The sequence below is a fragment of the Vagococcus acidifermentans genome (assembly GCF_003987655.1).
Lineage (GTDB): Bacteria > Bacillota > Bacilli > Lactobacillales > Vagococcaceae > Vagococcus_B > Vagococcus_B acidifermentans.
Map to the genome: position 1 here is coordinate 1 of NZ_NGKC01000002.1, position 16,893 is coordinate 16,893.

The 16,893-nt window shown below is 44.5% G+C and carries 17 protein-coding genes; 16 read left to right on the plus strand and 1 reads right to left on the minus strand.

All coding sequences use genetic code 11. The annotated features are described in order from the left end of the window. The first annotated feature begins 221 nt into the window (after positions 1-221). The 8 genes from CBF27_RS02175 to CBF27_RS02210 all read left to right on the plus strand — a co-directional run bounded on the left by CBF27_RS02175 (position 222) and on the right by CBF27_RS02210 (position 6,920). Complete coding sequence (locus CBF27_RS02175) at positions 222-1,226, plus strand: acyltransferase family protein (protein WP_126811965.1); 1,005 nt, start codon at positions 222-224, stop codon at positions 1,224-1,226. A gap of 265 nt (positions 1,227-1,491) precedes the next feature. After that, positions 1,492-2,661 carry an endolytic transglycosylase MltG gene (gene mltG / locus CBF27_RS02180; protein ID WP_126811967.1) on the plus strand — a complete coding sequence of 390 codons (1,170 nt, stop codon included), beginning with the start codon at positions 1,492-1,494 and terminating at the stop codon, positions 2,659-2,661. A gap of 147 nt (positions 2,662-2,808) precedes the next feature. Next, the gene (gene greA / locus CBF27_RS02185; protein WP_126811968.1) at positions 2,809-3,279 is read left to right on the plus strand and encodes a transcription elongation factor GreA; all 471 of its coding nucleotides are present in this window, start codon (positions 2,809-2,811) and stop codon (positions 3,277-3,279) included. Between the two features lie 135 nt (positions 3,280-3,414). Continuing rightward, complete coding sequence (liaF, locus tag CBF27_RS02190) at positions 3,415-4,146, plus strand: cell wall-active antibiotics response protein LiaF (RefSeq protein WP_126811970.1); 732 nt, start codon at positions 3,415-3,417, stop codon at positions 4,144-4,146. Beyond that, positions 4,143-5,219: a sensor histidine kinase gene (locus CBF27_RS02195; protein WP_126811972.1), complete on the plus strand. Its 1,077-nt coding sequence runs from the start codon at positions 4,143-4,145 to the stop codon at positions 5,217-5,219. The genes liaF and CBF27_RS02195 overlap by 4 nt, the downstream gene beginning before the upstream one ends. Beyond that, positions 5,212-5,844 carry a response regulator transcription factor gene (locus CBF27_RS02200; RefSeq protein ID WP_126811973.1) on the plus strand — a complete coding sequence of 211 codons (633 nt, stop codon included), beginning with the start codon at positions 5,212-5,214 and terminating at the stop codon, positions 5,842-5,844. The genes CBF27_RS02195 and CBF27_RS02200 overlap by 8 nt, the downstream gene beginning before the upstream one ends. Before the next feature lie 34 nt (positions 5,845-5,878). Beyond that, the gene (locus tag CBF27_RS02205) at positions 5,879-6,541 is read left to right on the plus strand and encodes a potassium channel family protein (protein ID WP_126811975.1); all 663 of its coding nucleotides are present in this window, start codon (positions 5,879-5,881) and stop codon (positions 6,539-6,541) included. A 76-nt stretch (positions 6,542-6,617) separates the two neighbouring features. Beyond that, positions 6,618-6,920 (plus strand): HesB/YadR/YfhF family protein, encoded by a 303-nt coding sequence (locus tag CBF27_RS02210; protein WP_126811977.1) that lies wholly within the window; start codon positions 6,618-6,620, stop codon positions 6,918-6,920. A gap of 229 nt (positions 6,921-7,149) precedes the next feature. Here the strand turns inward: CBF27_RS02210 and CBF27_RS02215 are convergent, their stop codons facing one another. Beyond that, positions 7,150-7,974: a DUF1189 domain-containing protein gene (locus tag CBF27_RS02215; protein WP_126811979.1), complete on the minus strand. Its 825-nt coding sequence runs from the start codon at positions 7,972-7,974 to the stop codon at positions 7,150-7,152. A gap of 172 nt (positions 7,975-8,146) precedes the next feature. Here CBF27_RS02215 and CBF27_RS02220 point away from each other — a divergent pair, with 172 nt between their 5' ends. From CBF27_RS02220 to CBF27_RS02255, 8 genes are all read left to right on the plus strand, one after another. Next, entirely contained in the window at positions 8,147-8,755 is a 609-nt protein-coding gene (locus CBF27_RS02220; protein ID WP_126811981.1) for a superoxide dismutase, read from the plus strand. 80 nt (positions 8,756-8,835) lie between these two features. Continuing rightward, positions 8,836-9,774 (plus strand): diaminopimelate epimerase, encoded by a 939-nt coding sequence (locus CBF27_RS02225; protein ID WP_126811983.1) that lies wholly within the window; start codon positions 8,836-8,838, stop codon positions 9,772-9,774. Between the two features lie 153 nt (positions 9,775-9,927). After that, positions 9,928-10,221: an Fpa/YlaN family protein gene (locus tag CBF27_RS02230; protein ID WP_126811985.1), complete on the plus strand. Its 294-nt coding sequence runs from the start codon at positions 9,928-9,930 to the stop codon at positions 10,219-10,221. A gap of 37 nt (positions 10,222-10,258) precedes the next feature. Beyond that, positions 10,259-11,488 (plus strand): FtsW/RodA/SpoVE family cell cycle protein, encoded by a 1,230-nt coding sequence (locus CBF27_RS02235; RefSeq protein ID WP_126811987.1) that lies wholly within the window; start codon positions 10,259-10,261, stop codon positions 11,486-11,488. A gap of 17 nt (positions 11,489-11,505) precedes the next feature. Continuing rightward, positions 11,506-14,931 carry a pyruvate carboxylase gene (locus CBF27_RS02240; RefSeq protein ID WP_126811989.1) on the plus strand — a complete coding sequence of 1,142 codons (3,426 nt, stop codon included), beginning with the start codon at positions 11,506-11,508 and terminating at the stop codon, positions 14,929-14,931. A 24-nt stretch (positions 14,932-14,955) separates the two neighbouring features. Further along, on the plus strand, positions 14,956-16,110 hold the full coding sequence (locus CBF27_RS02245; protein WP_126811991.1) for a CAP-associated domain-containing protein: 1,155 nt from the start codon (positions 14,956-14,958) through the stop codon (positions 16,108-16,110). Then, positions 16,107-16,538, plus strand: coding sequence for a YlbF/YmcA family competence regulator (locus CBF27_RS02250; protein ID WP_126811992.1), 432 nt, complete (start codon positions 16,107-16,109; stop codon positions 16,536-16,538). The genes CBF27_RS02245 and CBF27_RS02250 overlap by 4 nt, the downstream gene beginning before the upstream one ends. Beyond that, a complete protein-coding gene (locus tag CBF27_RS02255) occupies positions 16,525-16,890 on the plus strand; it encodes a YlbG family protein (protein ID WP_126811994.1) in 366 nt (121 codons plus the stop codon). Before CBF27_RS02250 ends, CBF27_RS02255 begins: the two co-directional genes overlap by 14 nt. Positions 16,891-16,893: the final 3 nt, after the last annotated feature.

The following is a 16,893-nucleotide window of genomic DNA, read 5'->3' on the forward strand; positions in this document are numbered from 1 at the left end:
AATTAAAAAGAGATAAGGCTGTGAGCGGTTGGTGGTCATTTGAAAAGCCCCTTTTAAGGGGCTAGCGAGTGGTGAGCCCTTCTAGGGCTGTTAAAAAGCCACCCGTTTTCACGGGTGGATATTTACTGTTTGAGTGACTTTAATCGCAAGAAATCGCTGTTGATATCATATATTGCGTTTAAATGCAGAAAAGGATATGATAATTTAACAGGAGGGATTTTGTGTCAGATAAACAAGCAGCGCGTGACCCTTATTTTGACAACGCCAAACTTATTCTTATCTTTCTGGTGATATTTGGACACCTGATTCAGCCTTTTGTCGCAACACACGGCGTACTGGAGGATGTGTATTACTTTATTTATACGTTTCATATGCCCGCCTTTGTTCTGATATCCGGGTATTTTTCAAAACATTATGCACGGAAGGGCTATTATCGGGAGCTTGTAAAAAAACTGCTTTTTCCTTATATCTGCTTTCAGATTATTTACAGTTTATTCAATGTGCTGATTAATTTGGACAGCCGCGTACACCTATCTCTGTTTAATCCGAAGTGGTCGCTTTGGTTTTTGCTGAGTATGTTTTTCTGGCAGCTGCTGCTATTGGTTTTCGGCAACATACAGCCGGTGCTCGGTCTTTTTTTGGCATTTTCTTTTGGCATGCTGGCCGGCTATGCAGACGGCATTGACAGTTTTTTAAGCTTGTCGCGGACGATTGTATTTTTCCCTTTTTTTCTACTGGGATTTTATGCGACTCCAGCACAATTTCAACGCGTCCGGCAACGGCGCATGATTTTTTATGGGCTGGCGATTTTTTTATTGCTGGGCAACATCATCAGACGCTTGGAACAAGCAAATAAATACTGGTTTTTTGGCTCGCAGCCATATGACCATTTTTTGGAGAACCCGGAAGTCGGCGGCGTTGTCCGTTTGTTGGTTTATACAATGAGTTTATGCGCTATATTTGCCTTTTTTACCTTTGTACCCCGCAAAAGATATGTTTTTACCAAGTGGGGGCAAAACACGCTGTATACGTATTTGCTGCATGGGTTTGTGGTCAAGGGGCTGCGTTCCAAAGATGTGGCGTCTTTGCCGTTTAACTCATGGACTTTTTTAATTGTTATTTTGTTGAGTGTTGTGCTGACAGCCGGATTGTCAAGTGTCAACTGGGCCAAATTGTTCCGGACATGCTGGCAGACGGTTCGTAAGGTGACGCGAAAAAGCGGTTAATGACGTATTAAACAGGCATAATTAAAATATATTTTTATTTCCAAGCGATTTCATGTATAATAAGGAAGGTTTAATCCGCTACAACTTAAAACGGTTATTGTCTAAAAAGAATCGGAAAGTAAGAGCAAAAAATTCATAACTGTATTTTAACTTGGACTTATTTCTGATGTAACATTGATTTATCCTGACAATAGCTACCTTTTTCTGCAAAATGTGATATAATGCAGAAGATATTTTCAGTAAACCAAGGAGTACATAAAACACTATGACAAATAAAGATCAGCATGATACGCAAATGTCCCGAAAGCGCCGCTCGCGCGAGCAATATCAGGAACGTGAGCGCGAAAACCGAGTGGTTCGTAAAATTGTCGGCGCGGTTGTCACTGTTTTGATTGTGACTTTGCTTATAGCCGCCTTTACCGGTTACCGCTACTTCAAAGCAGGACTGGAACCTCTGGATACGTCCAATAAAAAACTGGTTCAGGTGGAAGTGCCGCTTGGCAGCACCAGTAAGGACATCGGTCAAATTCTTGAACAAAGCAAGGTCATCAAAAGTGGTCTTGTCTTCAGCTATTATGTGAAAACCAATAACCTTTCAGACTTTCAGGCAGGTTTTTATCAAATGGCGCCTAATATGACGCTGAAAGAAATCACGCAGATGCTGAAAGAAGGCGGCACCGATGAACCGGAAGCTTTGGCTGATGCCCGCTTGACGATTCCGGAAGGGTACTCAATCAGTGAAATTGCTGATTTGTTTGCAAAAAAGACAGATGTGACGCGTGATGATTTTCTGAATTTGATGAAGGATGAAAAATACTTCAATACACTGGCTGGCAAATACCCTGAGCTGTTGATGAGTGCCAAAAGTGCCAAAGATGTGCGCTACCGTCTTGAAGGGTATCTGTTTCCTGCTACGTATAACTATTACAAGGAAGGCAAGTTGGAGGATCTGGTTGAGCAGATGGTGGTCAAGACGAACAATGTCTTGTCACAATACCAAACACAACTTGATGAAATTCATCAGACAAAGAAATTGTCTACTCAGCAAGTTTTGACATTGGCTTCTCTGGTGGAGAAGGAAGGTGTCAGCGACGAGGACAGACGCAATATTGCGCAAGTCTTCTTCAACCGTCTGGATATGGACATGCCGCTGCAGTCGGACATTTCCGTCTTGTATGCAATGGAAAAACACAAGGTCCACTTGTCAAACAAGGACACTCAAACCGACTCGCCGTATAATCTGTACATCAACAAAGGGACCGGGCCGGGCCCGTTTAACAGTCCCAGCGAAGCAGCGATTCAAGCAGTGTTGAATCCGGAGTATAATGACTACTTGTACTTCCTGGCAGATGTGACAGACGGCAATGTCTATTATGCGAAGACATACGAGGAACATCTTGATCAGAAAAAGCAATATATTGACGATAAAAGATAAAATAATCCTCGTTTAAGCTATTTACTTTTCAACAATAACGTGTTATTCTGTTGAATGTTAGAGAATGTGAAAGCTTTTCCAAGAGAACTTGGAAAAGCTATTCATTTTATGTTTGTCATAAAAGTTTTAAGGAGAAGTGAGAACCAAATGGAAAAAGTATATCCAATGACAATAGAAGGCAAAGAAAAACTGGAAAGAGAACTGGAAGAATTAAAAACAGTTAAGCGGAAGGAAATTGTGGAGCGCATCAAAGTTGCCCGCAGTTTTGGCGATTTATCCGAAAATTCAGAGTATGAATCAGCAAAAGACGAACAAGCTTTTGTGGAAGGCCGCATCACGACGTTGGAAAACATGATTCGGTTCGCGCAGATTATCGACAACAATGCAGTCGATAAAGATACGGTTTCTCTTGGTCGGACGGTGACGTTTATGGAACTGCCTGACGGCGAAGAAGAACAGTATACAATTGTCGGGAGTGCGGAGGCCGACCCGTTTTCTGGAAAGATTTCAAATGATTCGCCTATCGCCAAAGCGCTAATCGGCAGAAAAATTAATGAAGAAATCACCATCAGCACACCAGGCGGGGACATGAACGTTCAAATTTTAAAAATTTCCTAAGTTATGCTGTCACGGCATAACTTTTTTTTAAATCAGACTAAAGTCGTAGTCCAACTTCGACCTTGGGGCGTTGCTTTTTAAAGGTCAAGTTGCTTATACTTAAGTATGAAAGTTCGTGGAAAAGGAGCATACTAAATGGAAAGCTCATGGAGATTTTTTATCATAGGAGAATTGCTGCTTGGTCTATGGGCACTGAGCCAGCTCCTGAATAACGTGCCGATTCTTATCTTATTGATTTTTTCTGTTATTAATCTGGTTTATGCCTTAAAAAAAGTACGTCAAACATCATTCAATCAGTTTCAAAGGGTGGCGAGCGCGGTAGTCATTCTATTGTGCTTATTCAACACACCGGCTTTTTGGCTGATGATTATTTTTGCTGTTCTCTTCATTGGCTTGAAGGGGGTGGAAGTGTCCGGCGTTGCACTGTTTAGCGGCATTCCTTGGAATAAGAAAAAAATGGTAATTGTCAATACGACGGAAAGCGATTTGAAAAACGGGCGGCGCTTTAAGAGAAAGTGGTTTGGTAATACCCGCATCGGCAGCAACACATATGAGTGGGATGACATCAATATGTCTATCTTATCAGGGGATACAATTGTCGATTTAGGCAATACGCTCTTACCCAAAGAAGACAATGTGATTTTGATTCGTAAAGGATTGGGCCGGACGAGGATTTTGGTGCCTACAGGTATTGGTATCATGCTGGAACATTCATCCATTGCCGGAGATGTTGTTTTTCAGAAAAAAGTCTATCATTTGAGAAATGAATCCATCAAGATTTTTTCCGATGATTATGATGATGCACCGCGCCGGCTGAAGATCATCACCAATACACTGTTCGGTGATATTGAGGTGATTCGCGTATGATGAATCGGAATCAGTGGCTGATGTTTCTCTATACGTTCCTGCTGACTTTTCTGGTGCTGATTGTGACCTTATATTCTTATTTTTATGCCAAGCACCAAAAAAAGTGGCTGATGGAGCTGTTCACGACCAAAATGGTGATGGTGCCGATTATCGTTTATGTGCTGCTGATTGCGGTTGTGGTGAGCGGCATGGTCATGCTGATTATGTATTTTGTCAGACGTCAGACCTATGGTAGAATAGAAGAAAAATTACAATTGCTTGTTTCAGGTAATTATGACAGCCCGTTATTGGAGAGGCAGTATTTCAACGACACAGATAATGAATATCTCATGCAAATCGAACAGGCAATCACTGATATTCGAGTGAAAATGACGAGTATGTCAAAGGACCTGCAATACTACAGCAAACAGCCGCAAATGGTGGACGGGGAATCAAAGGAAGATATCCTTCAGGCTGAGCGCCACCGCCTTGCCAGAGAGCTGCATGACTCGGTCAGTCAGCAGCTGTTTGCCGCAACGATGATGTTGTCTGCGTTGAATGAAGCGGCAGAAGACAGCGATATTCCCGAACCGCTGCGAAAACAGCTGGAAATGGTCGGAAGCATCATCAATACGTCGCAATCAGAGATGCGTGCGCTGCTTTTGCATCTGCGCCCGATTAATCTTGAAGGAAAGTCATTAAAACAAGGCATTAAGCAGCTTCTGGTCGAGCTGCAGTCAAAAATCAATATCAAATTGATTTGGGATATCGAAGACGTCCATCTGGAAAGCGGCATCGAGGATCATTTGTTTCGAATCGTCCAAGAGCTGCTGTCGAATGCGCTGCGCCATGCTAAAGCCAGCACGCTGGAAGTCTATTTGAATAGAGTGGAAAATATTGTATTGCTTCGCGTGGTTGACGATGGTATCGGCTTTGATATGACACAAAAAAAAGTCGGTAGTTACGGTTTGAACAACATCGGTGAACGTGTGACAGGAATGGGCGGTACACACCGAATCGTCAGCTTCGAAGGACAAGGGACAAGTGTTGAAATCAAGGTACCAGTGATAGGGGAGAATGGAGAAAATGATTAAAGTGCTATTGGTAGATGATCATGAGATGGTACGCTTAGGTGTTTCATCCTATTTGTCTATTCAATCAGATATTGAAGTTGTTGGCGAAGCAGTTAACGGGTTGGAAGGATATGAGAAGGCGCTTGATCTGCGCCCGGATATTATCTTGATGGATTTGGTTATGGATGTGATGGACGGTATCGAGTCCACCAAAAAAATACTGCTTGATTGGCCGGAAGCAAAAATATTGATTGTTACCAGTTTTATTGACGATGAAAAAGTGTATCCGGCTATCGAAGCGGGAGCAGCCGGCTACTTGTTGAAAACCTCATCAGCCAAAGAAATTGCCAATGCGATTCGTGCGACTTATCGGGGCGAAAAAGTGCTGGAACCGGAAGTGACCAGTAAAATGATGGAGCGGCTGACGAAGAAAAATCAGCATGAACTGCATGAAGATCTCACCAATCGTGAACGGGAGATTTTGCTGCTGATTTCTGAAGGTAAAAGCAACCAGGAAATCGCAGACGAGCTCTTCATCACGCTGAAAACTGTCAAAACGCATGTGTCGAATATTTTATCCAAGCTGGATGTGGAAGACCGGACGCAGGCAGCGATTTATGCGTTTAAAAATGGCATTGTGAAATAATTTTTATTAATGTAGTGTGAATGGAGAAAGTGTCATGAGAAAAACTTTTGCAATTATTGGATTAGGACGTTTTGGCGGCAGTGTCTGCCGCACCTTGATTGAATCGGACCAGGAAGTGCTGGCAATCGACAATGACGAGGACCGGGTCAACGAATACATGAATATTGCCACTCATGCGGTCGTGGCCAATGCTCAGGATGAAATCACGCTGAGGTCACTGGGACTTAGAAATTTTGATCACGTCATCATTGCGATTGGCGAAGACATCCAGGCGAGTATTTTGGTGACGTTAATGGCCAAAGAGATGGGCGTGCCGAGAATCACGGCTAAAGCACAGAATGAGTATCATGCACGGGTTTTGGAAAAAATCGGTGCGGATGTTGTCGTCCACCCGGAGAGAGACATGGGGATTCGTCTGGCACACAAATTAACGTCCAAGAACATTCTTGACTTTATCGAATTGTCAGAAGATTATACACTGGCTGAGGTCGTGATGACGAACCGGGCATTTTTTGACCGGACAATCGGTGAAATCAATTTCCGTCAAAATTTTAATCTGACGATTGTAGCAATCAGAAGAGGCAAGAAAAAACTCATCGTTTCCCCAGCGGCAGACGAGAGGATTCTTGAAGATGATGTCCTGCTTGTGGTGGGGACGAATGAAGACGTGGAACTGTTTGACAACAGTATGGAGTAGAAAACAGCGAGCATTAATACGCTGTTTTCTTTTTTTTTATGTTAGAATAAATTGAATGACAAATAGGGGGTAAATTATGGCGGAGTTGACAGTGACAGCACGTGCACAGAAATGGTTTGCTGATGAAATGGGATTAGAGGCCGGCGACGGGGTACGCTTTTTTGGAAAATATGGCGGTTCAACAAATGCCCATGTTGGTTTTTCTACAGGAGTGGCCATTGCTCAACCAGAAAATCCTTCTGTCGTGGTAACCGAAGCAGGCATTTCTTATTTTTTCGAAGAGGCTGATGACTGGTTCTTCGGTCCGTATCTTTTGACGGTCGATGTGGCAGAAGGACAGGAAGAGCCGACTTATCTGTATACACAGATTAATAAGTAATGCGGTTATGAATCGTTGATTTAAAAGAACACCTTGTTAAAACGGAGTAAGGAGCAGCTTTCCTTCTCCGTTTTTTTTAGGTTGTACAGCTTCTGTATCACACACGATTGAATGCCAAACTAGGCTAACGTCTATCTTATAACTTATAATCAAAGCAAAAAAAATCTACCCAGGCAAACGGCTTGGGTAGAAAATCAGCATTGTCAATCCGGTTTGACGGCGACATTTTTTATTTGTTTTCCGGCGGCGGATTGTTTCCGGTCATGAGCGGCGGGCCAAAAATTCTAAAGTACATAAAGAGTGTGAGTACGAGAATAAAATTTTTGACATTCAGCGTCGGCATCAACAGCTGCAATACAGTAATCAAAAAAACCGGCAAAGTTGCGCAGTAAACAGTGATTTTAAAATTATCAATGTATCGCAACCCCTTCACTTTAAACTTGCTGTATAAGTTAGTGATAAAGGTCAGTATCAGCATATTGAATAGAAAGCTGAAGAAAACAATCCAGATGGCGATTAAGAATGTCACACCGATAATCATCAAGTTATTGTTTTTGGATGTCAGGACATCTGTTAAAAAAGCTTTGTCCACATCGCTCATCTGCGGTGCAGAATAGGGAAAACTGATGACATTTGTATCAAGCAGTTCGCTGGAACTGTTGAGCGTCGGCAGAACCAGAACGAATTCTTCTTTTAAAAAGGCAATCCCGAATGTCAAGTCGCTGATATCGGCTTCGATTTCTTTTTTCGTACGTTTCCCGTCCGGATCAAACGTAAAGACGACTGTATTCGACTGGTAAATAAATCCGGCGTCTTTTTCGCTGGTGGTCAACTGATTATCAGTAATGCTGAACTCAGGCAGCTTTTTTACAATTTTTTCACCGTCTTGCTGTAATGTCTGGAAAAATTTGTAGGACTGGTTCACCATCGGCAAACTCATGACAAGACTGAGAAATAACATGTAAAGAAAGACTCTGGGCAGCTTTTTCTGACTGGCATAATATAGCATGCGCGGCTTAATAAAAGCTGCTTTAAATAGTTGAAAATTGCTCATAGCTACTCCTTCGATATAATTTACGACATATCTTCCATTCTAAACTGTTTAAAGGAGTAATACAAGTTTTTAAAGTCACTAAATGTTAGGCGGTTTTTTTGAAAATATTTTTTTTTAATGGTATAGTTGATTTGTGAACGACCATAACTATAAACTTTTAGGAGGCTTTTAAATGACTTACAACTTACCAGATCTACCATACGCTTATGATGCCCTAGAGCCGCACATTGACGAGTTGACTATGCATCTTCACCATGAGAAGCATCATAATACTTATGTGACTAACTTGAATGCTGCGATTGAAAAACATCCAGAACTGGGGTCTAAATCAATTGACGAGCTGGTTGCAGACCTGGCCAATGTTCCAGAAGACATTCGGACTGCTGTTCGCAACAATGGCGGCGGACACGCAAACCACAGCTTTTTCTGGCAAATCATGGCACCAAATGCCGGCGGTGAACCAACTGGTGAAATCAAGGCTGCAATTGATGAAGCATTTGGAAGTTTTGATGCATTTAAAGAGCAATTTACTGCGGCTGCAACAGGGCGTTTCGGCTCCGGCTGGGCGTGGCTAGTTGTCAATGACGGCAAATTGGAAATCATGTCCACTGCAAATCAGGATTCTCCTCTGACAGAAGGCAAAACACCTGTTTTGGGTCTTGATGTGTGGGAGCATGCATACTATAAGAAATACAGCAACGTCAGACCAGATTATATCAAAGCATTCTGGAATGTTGTTAACTGGGATGAAGTTAACAAACGTTATGATGCTGCCAAATAAGGATGAAGTTAAAGGTGAAAGAATGTAATTCTTTCACCTTTTCATTAGAATAAAGTCAAAGAATGGAGTGTCTTTCTGAAATGAAGGTGCAGTTGCTCAAAGCCCGGAGTGCCATGATGGACTATTATCTGCTTGATCAGGCAAAATTGTCCCGCCCTTTGTCTGATGAGGACATCATGTTGTTGAGTGAACAGTTATGCCTTTCGCATGGCTGTAAAAAGTCAGGCGTCAAAAGTCTGCTGGTCGTGGAACCGGCGGATAACCATTATTCCCTTGCCAAGGTGCGTTTTATTCATCAGAGTGGAAAGGAAGTCCGCTTAGACGGACATGGTCTGCAAGTTGCCGCAACCTATCTGTCGCGGAAGCATCAACTGGACGAGTTTCATATCCGCTGCATGCATGCTGATTTGTTTGTGAAAAAGCACACATCGCTATCTAATAATAGACAATCGTTCCGTATTCAAATAGAACCGGTCAGTTTCCAATTGAAGACGCTGCCGATGAATTATCGTCAAAAATTAACGCTGATCAATGAGCCTATTCCGGAATTGTCAGCCGACCATCTGTTTATTGCCATTGCGACACCTGCTCCGCATGTGCTTTCGTTTGTGGAAGAGGCCGATTTTTTAGATGCTGATTTGGCAAGAATCGGCGAAAGAGCCAACCGTGATGACCAGTTGTTTCCAGAAGGGGTCAGTGTCAGTTTTATTTTACGGACAAGCCCTTCTGAACTGTCTTTAAAAACCTTTGAGCCTGGACTAGGTCTGACACGCCCTAGCGGTACGGCGGTCTGCGCAGCCAGTCTGGTTCATGTGCTGACAGGAGACGGCGAACCTTTCAGTCCCATTGCAGTCACGCATCATTGCGGGATTGAGCATGTCGTGGTGCACATTGAGCATCAGGACGGATACTGGCTGGAGTTTATCGGTAGTGCGGAGCTTGAGTGTTACAGCTGTTTTAAACACGCCGACATTGCCGAGGGAAAAGTATCTCAGCGCCAGTATGTTGAGCCCTTGTAAATAAAAGCGCTATCAATCATTTGGCAAAGAAAGCCTTTAGTGCAGCAGTGCGCTAAAGGCTTTTAAAATAGTAAGTGTCTTTAAAAATTTCCAGAAACTATTAAAAAAGATTTTTTTTATGATATAATGGATAAACTAAAGGAGGGCATCCCGATGAGTAATCTTATTCCAGTTGAAGAAGCAGTTGCCATTTTGTACAAAGACGCTGAACGGATTAAAAACCTGGTGAGCAATCAGCAGAACCACCAGTGTATTGCCCAATGCAAAGCCTTTGAAGAGGTTATCGACACGCAAATGTACGGTTTTTCCAAGCAGGTGGAGTTTGCGGTCAAGATAGGTATCATTACACAGGCTGAAGGGCATCAGCTGATGGTTGATTTGGAAAAGGAATTAAACGAAGTATACAGTGACATTTATAATGAAGTTTATGATGAACAAAAAGGATAGAAAAGTTTAGAGTTAGTAATGAGAGGATGTGCACGCTTTGCCCAAAAAGGTCAAAAAGCGTTTTTATTTAGATTATGGTTTGCTGATTCCTTATTTGATACTGTCGATTGTCGGTATCATCATGGTATACAGTGCCAGCTCGTATAAACTGATGCAGGATGGTGCCAATCCGGCGTCGGCGGCAATCAGACAGGCAGCTTATCTCGTCGTGGGACTGGTTGCTGTGATGTTTATTTATAAAATGAAAGTGTCTGTCTTTCAAAACCGGCGCTTTATCATGTTTGCTATTGCAGTCATTAGTTTTATGTTGCTTCTGACGCGTTTTACAAGTCTTGGTTCAAGAGCTGGTGGTGCAATGGGCTGGCTGAGTCTTGGTCCAGTGCGTATCCAGCCGGCTGAATTTTTGAAAATCATGGTCGTCTGGTATTTGGCTTACATTCTTGCCAGACGCCAAGATATGATTAACCAGCATTTTAAAGAGGCAACCTTAAAGCCGATTGTCCTGGTCAGCGGACTGATTTTCTTAGTCCTCATCCAGCCGGATTTCGGCGGTGCGGCAATTTTAGTGCTGATTACGCTCATTATGCTGCTTGCCAGCGGTGTCAACTATATGTACACGCTGGTCGTCGGCGGCGGGGGTGTGGTGTTAAGTTTTATCATGGTTCAGCTGATTGTTTTGACAAGGGGGATTTTTTTCCCGGGTAGACTGAAATACATCTATCGGCGTTTTGAAACGTTTGTCAATCCTTTTTCGGACCCCCTGAACAATGGTCTGCAAATGATCAATTCTTATTATGCGATTAATAACGGCGGCTGGTTTGGTCGGGGAATAGGCAACAGCATTCAGAAAAAAGGGTTTCTTCCTGAAGCCCAGACTGACTTCATGTTTTCAATTGTGATTGAAGAATTGGGTCTGCTGATTGCGCTTGTTCTGCTGGGGCTGCTGCTGTTTTTAATTTTACGTATTTTTCTGATCGGTATCCGCTCGAAAAATGCATTCAACTCGCTGATGTGTATCGGTATCGGCAGTATGATTCTGATTCAAACGTTTGTCAACGTGGGCGGCATCGCCGGCATTATTCCGCTGACAGGCGTGACGTTTCCGTTTTTGAGTCAGGGCGGCTCAAGTTTGATTGTGTTGTCGATAGCTGTCGGCTTTGCCCTGAACATCAGTGCTGATGAAAAGCGTCGCCAGCACTATCGTCAAATCGAGATGCTGAAGACGACATTTCAGGAGAATAAACAATTGTTGAACTCTCGGGATTAATTAGGAGGATGAGTGTGATGAAAAAAGTTTTAGTAGCCAATCGCGGTGAGATTGCTATCCGGGTGTTTCGTGCGTGTACGGAGATGAATATCACCACCGTCGGGATTTATGCTGCGGAGGATGAGAACTCTGTCCACCGCTTCAAAGCTGACGAAGCTTACCTTGTTGGAAAAGGGAAAAAGCCGATTGAAGCCTATCTGGATATCGAAGATATTATCAGAATCGCAAAAGATTCGGGAGCCGAAGCCATTCATCCAGGGTACGGATTTTTATCAGAAAACTTGGAGTTCGCAAGACGTTGTGAACAAGAAGGCCTGATTTTTATCGGACCTTCATTACACCATTTGGATATTTTCGGCGATAAAATCAAAGCCAAAGAAGCGGCCATAGCTGCCGGTGTCCAGTCGATACCCGGCTCGGACGGACCGGTTGCCTCAGCCGACGAAGTGGTTTCCTTCGGGAACCAGCACGGTTATCCTCTGATGATTAAAGCCGCATTGGGCGGCGGCGGCCGCGGCATGCGTGTGGCACGCAATGCTGAAGAAGCCGTTGAAGGTTATGAAAGGGCGAAAAGCGAAGCCAAGGCAGCTTTCGGCAGTGATGAAGTGTATGTCGAACGTTATATCGACAACCCGAAACATATCGAAGTGCAGATTTTGGGAGACACACACGGCAACGTGATTCATTTGTTTGAACGGGACTGCTCTGTCCAGCGGCGCCACCAAAAAGTTGTGGAAGTAGCGCCGTGCGTGTCCATGGATGACACCATGCGCGAGAAAATCTGTCAGGCAGCTGTCCAGCTGATGACGCATGTCGGTTACGTCAATGCCGGCACAGTCGAGTTTCTGGTAGACGATCAGGATTTTTATTTTATTGAAGTGAACCCGCGCGTGCAGGTAGAGCATACCATTACAGAGCTGATTACCGATGTTGATATTGTCATGGCACAACTGCGCATTGCCATGGGAGATGATTTGCACAAAGATATCGGTATTCCTCAGCAGGAAGATTTGCGCATCCACGGCTATGCTATCCAGTGCCGGATTACGACGGAAGACCCGCTGAATGACTTCATGCCTGATACCGGCAAAATCGACACCTACCGGTCACCGGGCGGTTACGGTATCAGACTGGACGTGGGGAATGCCTTCTCCGGTGCGGTCGTGACACCTTATTTTGATTCACTGCTTGTAAAGGTGTGTACTCATGCCATCACATTTGATGCTACGATTCAAAAAATGCTGCGTGCGTTGAAAGAATTCCGGATTCGCGGCGTCAAAACGAACGTCCCGTTTCTGGCCAACGTGATTTCCCACTCGGAATTTCGGACCGGAGACGCCAAGACGACCTTTATTGACAGTTCGCCTGAATTGTTTGTATTCAGCCGTGTGCGCGACCGGGGCAATAAAACGATGAAATACATCGGCGAAGTAACAGTCAATGGTTTTCCGGGAATTGAAAAGACTGAGAAGAAATTTAAGCATGCTGCCCGTCTGCCGAAAAATCTGGTGCTGAAACAGGATGTTGTGACAGCTAAAAATATTTTGGACAGTCAAGGGCCGGATGCCGTTGTCGACTGGGTGAAAAACAAACAGGAAGTGCTGCTGACAGACACGACCTTCAGAGACGCCCATCAAAGCCTTTTGGCAACACGGGTCCGGACAACGGATTTTAAACGTATCGCCAAACAAACCGATGAAGCGATTCCGGAGTTGTTTTCAAGTGAAATGTGGGGCGGCGCCACATTTGATGTCGCTTACCGTTTTCTAAATGAAAATCCATGGCAGCGGCTGCGCAAACTGCGTAAGCTGATGCCGAACACATTGTTCCAGATGCTTTTTAGAGGTTCCAATGCAGTGGGCTATCAAAATTATCCGGACAATGTCTTGAAGGAGTTTATCACGCATTCTGCCGAGCAGGGCATTGATGTGTTCCGTATTTTCGATAGTTTGAACTGGCTGCCGCAAATGGAAAAAAGCATTCAGTATGTGCGCGATACCGGCAAAATCGTTGAAGCAGCCATTTGCTATACCGGCGATGTGATGGACGACAGCCGGCCTAAATACAATTTGGCTTACTATAAAGAGATGGCTAAAGAACTTGAAAAAATGGGGTCGCACATCATCGCTATCAAGGATATGGCAGGCTTGCTGCGTCCGCAGGCAGCTTACCGGCTGATTTCCGAGTTGAAAGAAACAGTGGACGTACCGATTCATTTACACACGCATGACACAGCCGGCAATGGCATCTTTACTTACGCTTCAGCAGTTAAGGCGGGTGTTGATATTGTTGATGTTGCCATGAGTGCTATGAGCGGGGCAACAAGCCAGCCAAGCATGAGCAGTTTGTATTATGCGCTGAAAGATGACGTCAGAACGCCATCATTGAATATTGAAAATGTGCAAAAAATCAATCATTATTGGGAAGACGTCCGCGAGTTTTATGCTCCGTTTGAAAATGGCGTCAGCGCACCGCAGACAGAAGTTTATTTGCATGAAATGCCGGGCGGTCAGTATTCCAATTTGCAGCAGCAGGCAAAAGCCGTTGGTCTGGAAGACAAGTGGGATGATATCAAAGTCATGTATGCGACAGTCAACCGGATGTTTGGCGACATTGTGAAAGTGACGCCGTCTTCCAAAGTTGTTGGCGACATGGCGCTGTTCATGGTTCAAAATGAATTGACAGAGGAAGATATTTTCTCACGGGGCAGAGAACTCAGTTATCCTGAGTCGGTCATCAGTTTCTTCCAAGGTGATCTGGGACAGCCGACAGGCGGATTCCCTCATGAATTGAAAGACATCATCTTGAACGGACGGCCGTCGATTGACGTGCGTCCGGGCAGCCTGACAGAGCCGGTTGATTTTGACGAAGTTGCCGCCGAACTGGAAAAACTGGTCGGGTACCCGCCTTCACACGAGGAAGTGCTGAGCTATCTAATGTACCCGCAAGTCTTTTTGGACTATACTAAGATGTATGAGAGCTTTGCTGACATCGAAGTGCTTGATACACCGACCTTCTTCCAAGGGATGCGTGTCGGCGAAACAGTCGAAGTCAGAATCGAAAAAGGCAAAACATTGATTATAGAATTGAGCGATATCGGCGCACCAGATTTGGAAGGCAACCGTGTGTTGTTCTTCAATTTGAACGGACAGCGCAGAGAATTTGTCGTCAAAGACATGAACGTGAAATCGACCGTTGTCCTTAAGAAAAAAGCCGAGCCGACAAATAAAGGACACGTCGGAGCAACGATGTCCGGTTCAGTATTGGAAGTCCTTGTCAAAAATGGCGACAAAGTCGAAAAAGGGCAGGCGCTGCTGGTCACAGAAGCGATGAAGATGGAAACGACAATCCATGCCAATACCGCCGGTGTTGTGAAGCTGGTCCATGTGACTGACGGCGAGCCGATTCAATCTGGCGATTTGCTCATTGAATTGACACTTTAGAAACGATAAGCAGGTGCTGAGACGGTGAAACGACTATTACATTTTATACTAGCTTTTTTAATCGCGTTAATCGCTGTATATATGGAGCCGGTTCTTTTTTTAAGAAACCAAGTGGAAGCACCAAAAGAACCGGCTGATAGTCGTCTCTCCCCATCTGTCCATAAATCGCTTCCCTATTATGAACTGAATACGAGCGGCCTGGCAGGCTACATCGGCAAATCGAAAGACGAGCTGATGGAGGATTTTCAGAATGTCCGGAATATCTGGCAGTCGCCCCTCGGGTTTGAATGGCTGGTTTATGGGGATAATCCGGACAATTATATCCAAATCGGCGTCAGGGACCAAAAGGTAGTCACCATCTTTTCACTTGGCAGTGAGAATGATACGGCGCCTTTCAGCAAAGACATGACGTTAACGGACATCTCTGAAATCACCACGATTTTTTCCAATTTTTCGTTTGACTACAATGACGAGACATACGATGTGGAATTGTCTGAGGAAGACATGAATTACCGTCCGTTAGTGGCATTCAACAACGGGGCGTTTGCCATTCTTCATCTGGACAGGGACAATGGCCGGATTATCGGGATTCGTTATCTTGACAAGCAGCAGCTGCTGGAGCTGATGCCTTACCAGCTCGTATCGGCCAATCCTTTGCCGCATCCGCCAGTTGCGGATGACCGTTGGGAAACAGTGAACCGGGACAGTGCGGCACAAATGGTGATGCTTCTGAATATGTTGCGCGAAACAGGGGAACTGGGAACGTACCAGCTGGATAATGACCTGACCAACAAAGCTGAAGCAGCACTGAAGACGCTTATCGAAACACCGGACGAGATTTTACAGGACAAGGCCCGGCGGACAATGTGGCAGTCGCAGGAGACGGCGGTTTCGTTTGAAACACCTTTTGCCTTAGCGAGTGATGAAACCGACAGGATGATTCAAAGCAGCCGGATTGACAGCCAAACAGTCCATGGCATAGGCTACGCTCCGGCGTTTGATGTGCCGTTTCTGCTGATGGACTGGCTAAGCAACCACCTCACTGCAACAGAGCTGTCCCACAAGTCTGACACACGTATGGGGGTTGCTTTTGACCGAAATGTCATGTTTATCTTGTTTGACACGGATACACAGGTCCAAAGCTCAGAAAAAACAGAAAGCAGTGACAGCAGCTCATGATATATACAGATGAAGTAATGGCATTAGAAGACAGCGTTGAACAGTTGGCAGATGAACTATTAACCAGTTCATTGGCGAACGACTATCTTGAAAAATATCAGGCACTGGCGGCCAGCCGGGCTGCGGCTGAAAAAATAAACGCGTTTGTTAAAGCCAAAGAATCGTTTGAGAGAATCGAACGTTTCGGTACGTATGCGCCCGATTTTACTCAAAAAAGACGGGAGCTGCGTCAAAAGAAACGGGCATTGGATTTGGATGATACAGTGGCGGCGTTCAGGATGAGCGAAACGGCTCTCCAGGAGCTGCTTGACAATATGTGTGTGGACATCAGCAATAGTATTTCTGATACAATTAAAGTGGATGCAGGTAATCCATTTTTTGAATTTGCGAGCAGGGGGTGTGGAGGTAGCTGCCATGTTGACCAATGAACAGAAATTACCAAATGAACTGGTTGTGCAGAAAAGGCGCGGACTGGTTGTTTGGGTATACAGTTTGAAGCAGTTGCGGAACTTACGGAAATTCGGATTCATTCATCATGTCTCCAGAAAAATGAAATATGTCATTCTTTATGTGAATGAAGAGGATGTCGAACGGACGACCAGCCGCCTGAACAAATTATTCTTTGTGAGGCGCGTGGAAACGTCTTTTCGCCCGGATATTAACATGAACTTTGACAACCGTCTGGGGAACAGAGTCCGGACCAAGCTGGAGGAAGATGACGGGTTTGAGGTTGAAGAGCTCAATACGCGTATCCAACTCGCTGATACGGCAGATGACTAGCGT

Coding starts and splice junctions, on each gene's coding strand:
- CBF27_RS02210 (WP_126811977.1), top strand. CDS start 6,618: ATGGCGGAGTTGACAGTGACAGCACGTGCACAGAAATGGTTTGCTGAT.
- CBF27_RS02220 (WP_126811981.1), top strand. CDS start 8,147: ATGACTTACAACTTACCAGATCTACCATACGCTTATGATGCCCTAGAG.
- CBF27_RS02200 (WP_126811973.1), top strand. CDS start 5,212: ATGATTAAAGTGCTATTGGTAGATGATCATGAGATGGTACGCTTAGGT.
- CBF27_RS02215 (WP_126811979.1), bottom strand. CDS start 7,974: ATGAGCAATTTTCAACTATTTAAAGCAGCTTTTATTAAGCCGCGCATG.
- CBF27_RS02195 (WP_126811972.1), top strand. CDS start 4,143: ATGATGAATCGGAATCAGTGGCTGATGTTTCTCTATACGTTCCTGCTG.
- greA (WP_126811968.1), top strand. CDS start 2,809: ATGGAAAAAGTATATCCAATGACAATAGAAGGCAAAGAAAAACTGGAA.
- CBF27_RS02255 (WP_126811994.1), top strand. CDS start 16,525: ATGTTGACCAATGAACAGAAATTACCAAATGAACTGGTTGTGCAGAAA.
- liaF (WP_126811970.1), top strand. CDS start 3,415: ATGGAAAGCTCATGGAGATTTTTTATCATAGGAGAATTGCTGCTTGGT.
- CBF27_RS02240 (WP_126811989.1), top strand. CDS start 11,506: ATGAAAAAAGTTTTAGTAGCCAATCGCGGTGAGATTGCTATCCGGGTG.
- CBF27_RS02205 (WP_126811975.1), top strand. CDS start 5,879: ATGAGAAAAACTTTTGCAATTATTGGATTAGGACGTTTTGGCGGCAGT.
- CBF27_RS02250 (WP_126811992.1), top strand. CDS start 16,107: ATGATATATACAGATGAAGTAATGGCATTAGAAGACAGCGTTGAACAG.
- mltG (WP_126811967.1), top strand. CDS start 1,492: ATGACAAATAAAGATCAGCATGATACGCAAATGTCCCGAAAGCGCCGC.
- CBF27_RS02230 (WP_126811985.1), top strand. CDS start 9,928: ATGAGTAATCTTATTCCAGTTGAAGAAGCAGTTGCCATTTTGTACAAA.
- CBF27_RS02225 (WP_126811983.1), top strand. CDS start 8,836: ATGAAGGTGCAGTTGCTCAAAGCCCGGAGTGCCATGATGGACTATTAT.